Source organism: Pseudoalteromonas sp. MelDa3 (assembly GCF_002863625.1).
Taxonomy (GTDB): domain Bacteria; phylum Pseudomonadota; class Gammaproteobacteria; order Enterobacterales; family Alteromonadaceae; genus Pseudoalteromonas; species Pseudoalteromonas arctica.
On record NZ_PJBR01000221.1, the window covers coordinates 1 to 264 of the forward strand.

Here is a 264-nt window from a genome sequence, read left to right on the forward strand (position 1 = left end):
CAAATAACTGCTTTGCGTAGTTCACCTCACCTTGATAACTGGGCCCGAAGGCAACGTGGTGTATCAACCGGCTACGCAAGGAGCTTAAGGCGCATAGGCGTACAATAGGATATTCTGTATGACGGTTTTTACTGTGCTTAATATAGTGAAAGTGCTCAGCAAGAGCTGGTGTATCGGGTGCACGAAATTGCGTTCCATCGACAGAAAATAACCGGAGTCCATACCACGTATCATCAGCATCTTCTTCTTGTGTCCAATGGGCTA

At 46.6% G+C, this 264-nt stretch carries 1 pseudogene; it reads right to left on the reverse strand.

The window, feature by feature from the left end:
• Positions 1 to 264 (reverse strand): annotated as a pseudogene (locus CXF89_RS19240) (IS4 family transposase); the annotation flags it as partial.